Consider the following 9953-nt stretch of genomic DNA (forward strand, 5'->3'; position numbering starts at 1 on the left):
GCAAAGCAATCTTTTATAGAAGACTTAAGAGGGACGATAAATTTTCTATAGTGAAATCAGGTTTTTCTTCTAGTCGTTGGGGTTGGTAATAAGCACTAAAACCTTGTTTTAACCAGATAGTTGTCATTCCTAATGCTTTAGCAGGTATGATATCATTGTCTATTCGATCACCAATCATAATAGCTTGTTTAGCAGGGCAATAAGCTTTCTCTAAAGCTAAAGTGAAAATGGCAGGGGAAGGCTTGGCAAGTCCGAGCTCTGCAGAAGAGACAACTAAATCAATCCATTGATATAGTCCCATTTTTTTCAAACGCTCTTTTAGGCCAGGTAGTTGGTTGGCGATGATTCCGATTTTATATCGGTTGTGCAATTCTTTTAAGACCACTTGGGCATCTGGGTATAATTTCTCCAAATTAGAGTTCCAAATGGGACGTTCTAAGTTAAATTCTTTTATTGTCTCCAAGTCTCCCTTTTTACCTTCTTTAAACAGTTCAACCATACGAGCATAAAAAATATCGTAGTTAATATTTGTCCCTGTAATTGCTCTCCTAATTCTATCTTGATAGGCTTCTTTTTCATCAATCAAAGTAGAGCCAATGTCAAAAAACAACCATTTATGAGCTGACATTTTACTACCTCCACAGTAATTATGATATGCCTTACTCATCAATTCTAATCAACATCTTCTCTGTATCCACGGTCACTTGAGCACCGATGGTAATGGTAAAGAGTGGCTGAGTATGGGCAAAGTCCAAGTCATAGAGGACGGGAATCGTCTTTAGAATCGGATGTTTGTCCAAGATATAAAGGAGCAGCTCCTCTGTCATCTGGCATTCTTTTGGAAAGCGGCCGATGAGAAGGGCCTGCGGGTTAGGATAGGCCTGAAGAAGGGCTGCTAGATTGCGTTCAAATTCTACATAGAAATCTTCCTCTGCCTCTTCAACAAAGAGGACATAGTTCTCATCAGTTGGGGCATAGGGTGTGCCACGTAGGAGCGAGAAGGTAGAAAGATTGCCACCGATAACCGTGGCTTGGGCTTGCCCATGGTGATAAACTTTCCATTCTGTCTCATGGAAGGTCAGTGGGGCATCGGGCAGGTACCAGGCGTTGTCGCCCCATTTTTCACTAGGAGTCAGCTCGTAAGAAGTCTGGCTGACAGCCTTGAGCCAGCTCTCAGTCTGATAGTCCTGTAGGTCATCCATCTTAAAGCTAGAGTAGGAGGGTCCCATATAGGTTTGCATGCCAGTCTTAGTGTAAATAGCACTGAGCAAGGCTGTTGTGTCCGAGTAGCCGCAGAAAATCTTAGGGTTTCTAGCAATCAACTCAAAGTCCAGATAGGGCAGGAGCTCATTGCAGTTGAAACCGCCGATGGTGGCCAGAATAGCATCAACGGAGTCATCCGAAAAGGCGGCATGGATGTCTGCCACCCGACTTTCGATGGAAGCAGAGCCTAACATATCATTTTCCAGATAATGCTCCGAAAAAGACACGGTAAATCCTAGCTTTTCCAAGCGCTCCTTGGCGGCTAGATTGACCTCAAAGCCACCGATGTGTTCGATTGATGCCGAGGGGCTGACGACCCGAATGTGCATACCAGGTGTGAGTTTTTTCATAGGAACCTCCTTGTGATAAATTTTTATAGAATATCATAGCACAAAGGCCAAGGCCTGTAAAGCAATCTTAGAGAATTGTGGGAAGTTTTATCAAAAAAGGAGCCGCTGAGGACTCCCTGATTGTATATATTCTTTTCTATGATTTATTCGCTGAGCTTAATGCTACCGCTTTCGACGCTGGCAGTAAGTGTAGTTGTCGGATTTTCGACTTTACGGATGGCAGAGCCGCCAAGTTCATGGCCTTTGGAGTGCTCTACACTTATACTACTAGGGATGTCAATTTCACCTAGATCCGTTTTCAGATCAAAGGATAGCTGCGACAAACTGCCAGAAACCAGATGCAGATTAATATCGCCCAGTTGGTTAGTGATAGAGATTGTACCAGCTAATTCCAACTGTTCAGAGTTCAGTGAGCCGCTTGAGATTTTCAGAGTGCTGTCGGAGATTTTGCTCGAGTTTAGATTGACCTCTCCCAGAGAGTTTGATATTTCGCCAGATGCGAACTGGCTGTTGCTCAGAGTGATGGTACCCGAAGAATCAATGATTTTTCCAGAGCTAATCTGACTGTTATTGATGGTAATCTCTCCCAGAGAGTTCTTAAATTTACCAGATGCGAATTGGCTATCATTCACAGTCAACGAGCCCTGAGATAGAGAGAAGTCAGCATTTTTGGCTGATAGATTGGACAGCGTAACATCTCCTAATGACGAACTGCCGCTGAATGTCTCAAGCTTGGTCCCCTTGGGCAGGGAAAGCTCCACAGTACGCTTCTCCTGAGATTCTTGGTCAAATAAGCTGAGTAAGGAGCGGATGCCAGTGCTTATGTGGAAGGAGCGGATGTCAGTGCTTATGTGGAAGGAGTCTGCACCATCTTCCTTGATGTTTAAGTTTCCATTTTCAGAACTTGTTGTTATTTTTCCAAGCATGCTGCCGCCAATCTGATAGTTGCCGTCTCTTTGGTAATAGGTCAAGTGAGCCTTGTCATCAGGAGATTCGCTGATGACGAGGTTTCTAGCTGCTAAGTTGATATTTAGGGAAGAAAGATCAGAGAAACTTTCTTCTTTTTTCGTTAGTTTTACCTTGCTTTTGGCAGAATTGACCAAGTCGTTGACACCGCCTGTAATGGAGCCGATAGTTGTCAAGGCTCCACCAAAGAGGCAGGCTAAAATAGCTGCGGATAAAAGAGGTTTTTTCAATTTGATGTTAGCCATGACGTGCTCCTTTCTTTGCGAAAAGTTGAGCTAGTTTGACAAAGCCAGCCTTGCCAAACTGAGTAACAGGAGAAATGCCTGCGTAGAAGATGCCGGACAGTCCCAGAGCTAGAACACTGAGCCCCAGAGTGAACAGGAAGGCCGGGATCGATGTCGTCAGTCCCACTGTCAAAGTGTCCCAGATCAGGCTGATTCCAAAAATAAAGAAGGCAAAGGCACCTATAGCCATGACTAGAGCAAAGATAAAGACTAAGAGGAAGAAAACGAAAGTCAAAAGTGCTGCTACTATAAAGAGCGGAATAGCCAAGGGTGCTGCCAAAATGGATAGGATAGCAATCTGGACGATGTTCTTAGTGTTTTTTGATGAACTGCTGTCTTGATTATCTTCCTCGACTTTTTTGTCCAAAAGATTCAACATAATCTCATGAGCCGCTTCCTTTGGGCTGCCTAAATCAGCAATAGTGGCTTCCTCGCCCTCTGGGCCTACCTCGTCGAAGTACTCAGTGAAGTAATCCATAGCTTCCTGATAGTCCTTGCGTGGCAGTTTTTTCAGATATTTTTCTAGCTCAGCTAGATACTCGGTTCTTGTCATGACGGATGCTCCCTTCTATGATACCGCTGATGGTCATGGTATAAGTTTGCCACTCTTCTTTGAGAGTGAGTAGATGTTCATGCCCGTAGGCAGTGAGTGAATAGTATTTTCGTTTTCGTCCTTGGTACTCCTGCGAATAAGTCGTGAGGCAGTCAATTTGCTCCAGCTTCTTCAGAATGGGGTAAAGTGTTGATTCTTTGATATTAGCAATCAGCTTGATCGTTTGGCTGATTTCATAACCGTAGGAATCGTCTTTTTCAAGGATGGCTAAGATGAGAAACTCAATCAAAGCCGATGATGTGGGGAAAGACATAGGACCACCTCCTTGTGTAAAATATTTATATATAATCTTTCTATATATAGTCTACAACCTCTTAGGAAAAAAGTCAAGCAAAATATATAAAATTTTTATATATTTTTTTGAAAATGCCTTTTTATGGCTATTTATAAGGAACATCAAAGTACCTTTCTTCCTTATAAGAACTTTACATCTTCCTTAGCTTTTGTGTTGAAAACATCTTCCATAAAATGGTAAAATGGTGTAAGTCTAACTAAAAATATAAGAGAGATCAATGAAAAAACATCAAACCCTATATAAGTTTTTGGGCCAAACCCTACTATATTTTGTTATCTTTCTGGCCTTGCTTTATTTCTTTAGCTATCTGGGTCAGGGTCAGGGCGGCTTTATCTATAATGAATTTTAATGTGAGAGAGTAGGAAATAATGTCAAATAAAGTGATACATGATATGATTGAAGCGATTGAGCATTTTGCTCAGGTGCAGCCGGATTTTCCAGTTTATGATATTTTAGGTCAAGTTCATACTTATGGCGATTTAAAGAAGGATTCCGATTCGTTGGCGGCTCAGATTGACCGTTTGGGACTTCCTGACAAGTCTCCGGTTGTGGTCTTTGGCGGTCAGGAATACGAAATGCTGGCTACTTTTGTGGCCTTGACCAAGTCTGGTCATGCCTACATTCCTATTGACAGCCACTCAGCCTTGGAGCGCGTGGCAGCGATTGTGGAAGTTGCTGAGCCAAGTTTGATTATTGCCATCAATGATTTTCCGCTGGCAAATGTAGAAGCTCCTATTTTCAGTGCGGAGCAAGTTCAGACAGCCTTCAGAGAGGGAGCGTCCTATGAGCTGAGCCAACCGGTGCAGGGAGATGATAATTATTACATCATTTTCACATCAGGGACAACTGGTAAACCTAAGGGGGTGCAGATTTCCCACAATAATCTGCTCAGCTTTACAAATTGGATGATTACAGATAAGGAGTTTGCGACTCCGGCTCGTCCTCAAATGTTGGCTCAGCCGCCTTATTCTTTTGACTTATCAGTCATGTACTGGGCGCCGACTTTGGCCTTGGGAGGGACTCTTTTTGCCCTACCTTCGGCTGTGACTCAGGATTTCAAGCAGCTGTTTGAGACGATTCTCAGTCTGCCTATTGCTATCTGGACTTCGACGCCTTCCTTTGCGGACATGGCCTTGCTGTCGGATGACTTTAACAGCCAGAAGCTGCCTCAGCTGACGCATTTCTACTTTGACGGCGAGGAGTTGACAGTCAAGACAGCTCAGAAGCTGCGCGATCGCTTCCCTCAAGCTCGCATTATCAATGCCTATGGTCCGACTGAGGCAACAGTGGCCTTGTCTGCAGTAGCAGTGACTGATGAGATGCTGCAAAATTGCAAGCGCCTGCCGATTGGCTATACCAAGGCGGACTCTCCGACCTTTGTCATTGACGAAGAAGGGCAGAAGGTGCCGAATGGCCAGCAGGGAGAAATCATCGTCTGCGGCCCAGCCGTATCCAAAGGCTATCTGAATAATCCCGAGAAGACAACGGAGGCCTTCTTTGAATTTGAAGGTCTGCCAGCCTATCATACAGGAGATGTCGGCTCCATGACAGATGAAGGCCTGCTGCTTTACGGCGGCCGGATGGATTTCCAGATCAAGTTTAATGGTTTCCGTATTGAGCTGGAGGATGTGTCTCAAAACCTCAACAAATCTAAATACGTTGAATCTGCAGTGGCTGTGCCCCGCTACAATAAGGACCACAAGGTTCAAAATCTGCTGGCCTATGTCATTCTCAAAGACGGTGTGGCTGAGCAGTTTGAGCGAGAAATCGATATCACCAAGGCAATCAAGGAAGATCTGCAGGATATCATGATGTCCTACATGATGCCGTCCAAGTTCCTCTATCGAGAGACCCTGCCTTTGACCCCGAATGGCAAGATTGACATTAAGGGGCTGATTAGCGAGGTCAATAAGCGATGATGGATTTCTTGAAACAACTGCCTCACTTGGAACCCTACGGCAACCCAGTTTACTTTGTCTATATCGTTCTGGCAGTTCTGCCAATCTTTGTCGGACTTTTCTTTAAGAAACGCTTCCCCCTTTATGAAGCCTTGGTCAGCTTGGTCTTTATCGTCCTGATGCTGACAGGTCCCAGTCTGGCGCAGCTTTGTGCTTTACTGGGCTATGTCATCTGGCAGATAGTTTGGGTTTATTCATATAAGCTTTATCGCCAGTCGCGGGACAGCAAGTGGATCTTTTATCTGCATACCTTGCTGGCAGTTCTGCCGCTTGTGCTTGTCAAGGTAGAGCCCGCAATCAGCGGTCATCAGTCTCTCTTTGGTTTTTGGGGATTTCCTATCTGACCTTTCGTTCGGTAGGGATGATGATTGAGATGCGCGATGGAGTTCTGACAGAGTTCACGCTCTGGGAGTTCCTGAGTTTCCTGCTCTTCATGCCGACCTTTTCGAGTGGCCCCATTGATCGTTTTAAGCGTTTCAATGAAGACTATTTGAACATTCCTGAGCGCGATGAGCTGCTGGATATGCTGGAGCAGTCTGTCAAGTATATCATGCTAGGCTTTCTCTATAAGTTTATCCTAGCCCATATCTTTGGACATCTCTTGCTGGGGCATGTCAAGACCTACGCTCTCTATACCGGCGGTTTCTTTAATCTGGGAACTCTGGGCGTCATGTATGTCTTTGGTCTGGATCTCTTCTTTGACTTTGCCGGTTATTCGATGTTTGCGCTAGCTATTTCCAATCTCATGGGAATCAAGAGCCCTATCAACTTTGATAAGCCTTTTCTCTCACGCGATTTGAAAGAATTTTGGAATCGCTGGCACATGAGTCTGTCCTTTTGGTTCCGTGATTTTGTCTTTATGCGGCTGGTCATGGTCCTGATGCGCAATAAGGTCTTTAAAAACCGCAACACGACCTCTAGTGTGGCCTATCTGATCAACATGCTGATAATGGGATTCTGGCATGGTGTGACCTGGTATTATATCGCCTACGGTCTCTTTCATGGAGCTGGTCTGGTCGTCAATGATGCCTGGCTGCGCAAAAAGAAAACTCTAAACAAAGAGCGCAAGGCTAAGGGGCTTCCGCCTTTGCCAGACAATAAATGGACTCAAGCTTTGGGGATTGTGGTGACCTTTCACGCAGTCATGTTCTCATTTTTAATCTTTTCTGGATTTTTAAATGAGCTTTGGTTTAAAAAATAATAATGAATGAGGAAGAAAAATGGATATAAAAGCAGAAGTAATTGAAATTATCGAAGAACTATTTATGGAAGATGTGTCAGATATGATGGACGAGGATTTGTTTGACGCTGGTGTCCTAGACAGTATGGGAACGGTCGAGCTGATTGTTGAGCTGGAAAACCGTTTTGACATCCGCGTGCCAGTGTCAGAGTTTGGACGCGATGACTGGAACACAGCCAATAAAATCGTTGAAGGCGTAACGGAGCTTCGCAATGCTTAAACGACTCTGGCTGATTCTGGGCCCAGTTTTCTGCGCCATGGCCATGGTTGCCCTGCTCTTTTTCTTCTATCCGCTTGATAAAAAGCATGATATAGAAGCAGAGAAGCGCTCAGCAGTGACCCTGACAGCAGAAAACTTCAAGAGCCGCAGTAAGAAGGTGACAGCTTTGACCGATAAGAAGATGCGCTTTGTGCCCTTCTTTGGATCTAGCGAATGGCTGCGCTTTGATAGTATGCATCCGGCAGTGCTGGCTGAGAAATACGATCGCTCCTATCGGCCTTATTTTCTAGGCCAGCGCGGGGCAGCATCGTTTAATCAGTACTTTGGTATGCAGCAGATGTCCTCTGAGTTGGAGGGACAAACGGCGGTTTATGTGGTGTCGCCCCAGTGGTTTACCAAGACCGGCTATGATGCTTCGGCCTTTCAGCAGTACTTCAACAGCGATCAGCTGACGGCTTATCTGTCTCAGCAGCAAGGAGATGCGGCGGCGCAATATGCAGCCCAGCGCCTCCTTCAGCTCTATCCAGATGTCGCTATGGCAGAGAGCGTCCAGAAGCTGTCTGAAGGTAAAAAGCTGAGCAGCTTTGAAGAGCGCCATATTGAGATGATGGCTCATCTTAATGAGCGCCAAGATGCTTTTTTTAGCAATTTTGCTGCCCTCAATAATGGAAATTATGACCAGCGAATTTTGCCTTATATGGCGGATTTGCCAGACACCTTCTCCTATAAAGCTTTGGAAGAGATTGCCACAGCAGAAGCCAAGAAGAAGACCAATAACAATCAATTCGGCATAGACAATCAATTTTACAAGACCCGTCTGGCCGGCAAGGTTGCCAAGCTCAGAGGTTTTCAGACCAAGCAATCTTATGAAAAATCCCCTGAGTACAACGACTTGCAGCTGGTTCTGGACCAGTTTGCCAAGTCAAAGACCAATGTCATCTTCATCATTCCACCGGTCAATTCCAAGTGGATGGAGTATACAGGTCTCAGTCCTGAAATGTACCAGCGGACGGTGACTAAGATTCGCTACCAGCTGGAAAGTCAGGGTTTTACCAACATTGCTGATTTTTCTAAGGACGGCGATAAGCCTTACTTCATGCAGGATACTATTCACATGGGCTGGAATGGCTGGCTGGCCTTTGACAAGGCGGTTGATCCTTTTGTAGCCAATCCACAGCCGGCGCCAAACTACCAGATCAATGACCGTTTCTTCACTAAGGAATGGTCTCAGTATACTGGCAAACCAGAAGAATTCAAATAGGGTTGGGACTTTCCAGCCTTATTTTTATAAAGGAGGAAAGATGAAGATTCGTTTGTCCCAAACAGAAGATATCCCTGTTATGATGGCAATCTATGATGTGGCCCGTCAGTTCATGAAAGACCAGGGCAATCCGACTCAGTGGGATGGAGGCTATCCTAGCGAGGGTTTGATTGAAGAAGATATTGTGGCTGGCCACTCTTTTGTTATCGAGGAAGATGGGCAGCTGGTCGGCACCTTTGCCTTTATCATCGGAGAAGACCCGACCTATCAGGTCATCGAAATGGGAGCCTGGCATTTTTCGGAGCCTTACGGCACCATTCACCGCATCGCTTCGAACGGGCAAGTCAGAGGCCTATCCCGTCAGGTCTTTGATTTTTGCTGCCAGCAGATTCCCTATTTGCGAATCGATACCCATGCGGACAATCAGCCTATGCAGGCTGCTGTCCTGAACTACGGTTTTAGTGAGTGCGGCATTATTTATGTGGCAGACGGCAGTCCTCGCCTGGCTTATGATTATCATCAATAAAAAAATCTGCTCAAGGGCAGATTTTTTAGGTTATATCAAAACAAACTTTTCCACAGCTTCTGCGACCCCGTGCTCATTGTTGCTTTTGGTGACGGTTTTTGCCTTGGTTTTGACTGCTTCAGGGGCATTGCCCATAGCGACTCCGAGTCCAGCCAGTCGCATCATAGGAAGGTCATTGAAGTTGTCTCCGATTGTCATGACCTGCTCTAGAGGCACTTGGTAGTGCTGGGCAATTTCGTACAAAGCTTGCTCCTTGGAGACATGCTTGGCCGTGACTTCCATGTAGTTGTCCTTTGAGAGATAAAAAGCTGTCTTGGGGAAGTCTAAGGTCTGTAGGTAGTCATGGAGTTTCTGGATGACAGGCGCTTCATCAATGAGGAGTAGCTTGTGGACGGGCATTTGCGCATCTAGTACTGGCACTAGTACATTCTGAATCATCGGCTGCTCGCCTGTAATAGCAGCTTCTATCTGTACCCACTTATCCAAACGATCGGCAATCCAATCCTTACCGGAATAGAGATTGATGGACACGCTAGGAAATTCAGCCTTGACCAACTCCAGAAAAGTGCGGATTTCTTCCTTATCTAGAGGGTGCTCGATAATGGTCTCGTAAGCTTGTGGGTCGCCCTTGATGACTAGAGCGCCATTGTAGCAGGCTAGCGGATTATTACCTAGTCCTAGGTCGCGCGCAATCGGCTCCATACCCAGAGGAGAGCGAGCAGAAGCGAGGACGAAAGGAATCTTTCTCTGACTGAGCAGAGGAATTAGGTCTTTAAGTGCTGGATCCACTTGGTGCTGATCGTCCAAAATCGTGCCGTCAATGTCGCTGATAATCAGGCGAATCGCTTGTTTTGTCATGGGTCGTCCTCCTTGCTATTCTACATAGAGTATAACATATGCGTTAAGACTTTAAAAGTTTTGGCAAGGATTTACAAGCTTGTAGAGACTGCCTAATAGAAAATCAAAAAACCGAGCAA

11 protein-coding genes and 1 pseudogene are annotated in these 9953 nt (G+C 45.4%); 6 read left to right on the forward strand and 6 right to left on the reverse strand.

The features are described from left to right. Positions 1-13 precede the first annotated feature (13 nt). From RG608_RS07540 to RG608_RS07560, 5 genes are all read right to left on the reverse strand, one after another. Entirely contained in the window at positions 14-667 is a 654-nt protein-coding gene (locus RG608_RS07540) for an HAD family hydrolase (protein ID WP_308946794.1), read from the reverse strand. Next, a complete protein-coding gene (locus RG608_RS07545; RefSeq protein ID WP_308946795.1) occupies positions 660-1613 on the reverse strand; it encodes an LD-carboxypeptidase in 954 nt (317 codons plus the stop codon). Before RG608_RS07545 ends, RG608_RS07540 begins: the two co-directional genes overlap by 8 nt. A gap of 143 nt (positions 1614-1756) precedes the next feature. Continuing rightward, the gene (locus RG608_RS07550) at positions 1757-2824 is read right to left on the reverse strand and encodes a DUF4097 family beta strand repeat-containing protein (RefSeq protein ID WP_308946796.1); all 1068 of its coding nucleotides are present in this window, start codon (positions 2822-2824) and stop codon (positions 1757-1759) included. Next, positions 2817-3416 carry an HAAS domain-containing protein gene (locus RG608_RS07555; protein ID WP_308946797.1) on the reverse strand — a complete coding sequence of 200 codons (600 nt, stop codon included), beginning with the start codon at positions 3414-3416 and terminating at the stop codon, positions 2817-2819. Before RG608_RS07555 ends, RG608_RS07550 begins: the two co-directional genes overlap by 8 nt. Beyond that, entirely contained in the window at positions 3391-3729 is a 339-nt protein-coding gene (locus tag RG608_RS07560; RefSeq protein ID WP_308946798.1) for a PadR family transcriptional regulator, read from the reverse strand. Before RG608_RS07560 ends, RG608_RS07555 begins: the two co-directional genes overlap by 26 nt. Before the next feature lie 259 nt (positions 3730-3988). Between RG608_RS07560 and RG608_RS07565 the strand changes: the two genes are divergently transcribed. From RG608_RS07565 to RG608_RS07590, 6 genes and pseudogenes are all read left to right on the forward strand, one after another. Next, on the forward strand, positions 3989-4120 hold the full coding sequence (locus RG608_RS07565) for a teichoic acid D-Ala incorporation-associated protein DltX (RefSeq protein ID WP_002894209.1): 132 nt from the start codon (positions 3989-3991) through the stop codon (positions 4118-4120). A 19-nt stretch (positions 4121-4139) separates the two neighbouring features. Next, a complete protein-coding gene (gene dltA, locus RG608_RS07570; RefSeq protein WP_308946799.1) occupies positions 4140-5690 on the forward strand; it encodes a D-alanine--poly(phosphoribitol) ligase subunit DltA in 1551 nt (516 codons plus the stop codon). Next, a pseudogene (gene dltB / locus RG608_RS07575) lies at positions 5687-6930 on the forward strand (D-alanyl-lipoteichoic acid biosynthesis protein DltB). The gene dltA and the pseudogene dltB overlap by 4 nt, the downstream one beginning before the upstream one ends. A 19-nt stretch (positions 6931-6949) precedes the next feature. Continuing rightward, positions 6950-7189, forward strand: a complete 240-nt coding sequence (gene dltC / locus RG608_RS07580; protein WP_002894204.1) for a D-alanine--poly(phosphoribitol) ligase subunit DltC — start codon at positions 6950-6952, stop codon at positions 7187-7189. Further along, complete coding sequence (gene dltD / locus RG608_RS07585) at positions 7182-8450, forward strand: D-alanyl-lipoteichoic acid biosynthesis protein DltD (protein ID WP_308946800.1); 1269 nt, start codon at positions 7182-7184, stop codon at positions 8448-8450. Before dltC ends, dltD begins: the two co-directional genes overlap by 8 nt. Positions 8451-8490: 40 nt before the next feature. Continuing rightward, positions 8491-8976 carry an N-acetyltransferase gene (locus RG608_RS07590; RefSeq protein WP_308946801.1) on the forward strand — a complete coding sequence of 162 codons (486 nt, stop codon included), beginning with the start codon at positions 8491-8493 and terminating at the stop codon, positions 8974-8976. 30 nt (positions 8977-9006) lie between these two features. Here the strand turns inward: RG608_RS07590 and RG608_RS07595 are convergent, their stop codons facing one another. Further along, a complete protein-coding gene (locus RG608_RS07595) occupies positions 9007-9834 on the reverse strand; it encodes a Cof-type HAD-IIB family hydrolase (RefSeq protein WP_308946802.1) in 828 nt (275 codons plus the stop codon). Positions 9835-9953 lie beyond the last annotated feature (119 nt).

This window comes from Streptococcus sp. IsoGale022, from assembly GCF_031142805.1.
In the GTDB taxonomy this organism is placed as follows: Bacteria; Bacillota; Bacilli; order Lactobacillales; family Streptococcaceae; genus Streptococcus; species Streptococcus sanguinis_A.

Bases quoted from the DNA above. Each gene is read 5' to 3' on its own strand.
- RG608_RS07540 (WP_308946794.1), bottom strand. From the start codon at position 667: ATGAGTAAGGCATATCATAATTACTGTGGAGGTAGTAAAATGTCAGCT.
- RG608_RS07545 (WP_308946795.1), bottom strand. From the start codon at position 1,613: ATGAAAAAACTCACACCTGGTATGCACATTCGGGTCGTCAGCCCCTCG.
- RG608_RS07550 (WP_308946796.1), bottom strand. From the start codon at position 2,824: ATGGCTAACATCAAATTGAAAAAACCTCTTTTATCCGCAGCTATTTTA.
- RG608_RS07555 (WP_308946797.1), bottom strand. From the start codon at position 3,416: ATGACAAGAACCGAGTATCTAGCTGAGCTAGAAAAATATCTGAAAAAA.
- RG608_RS07560 (WP_308946798.1), bottom strand. From the start codon at position 3,729: ATGTCTTTCCCCACATCATCGGCTTTGATTGAGTTTCTCATCTTAGCC.
- RG608_RS07565 (WP_002894209.1), top strand. From the start codon at position 3,989: ATGAAAAAACATCAAACCCTATATAAGTTTTTGGGCCAAACCCTACTA.
- dltA (WP_308946799.1), top strand. From the start codon at position 4,140: ATGTCAAATAAAGTGATACATGATATGATTGAAGCGATTGAGCATTTT.
- dltC (WP_002894204.1), top strand. From the start codon at position 6,950: ATGGATATAAAAGCAGAAGTAATTGAAATTATCGAAGAACTATTTATG.
- dltD (WP_308946800.1), top strand. From the start codon at position 7,182: ATGCTTAAACGACTCTGGCTGATTCTGGGCCCAGTTTTCTGCGCCATG.
- RG608_RS07590 (WP_308946801.1), top strand. From the start codon at position 8,491: ATGAAGATTCGTTTGTCCCAAACAGAAGATATCCCTGTTATGATGGCA.
- RG608_RS07595 (WP_308946802.1), bottom strand. From the start codon at position 9,834: ATGACAAAACAAGCGATTCGCCTGATTATCAGCGACATTGACGGCACG.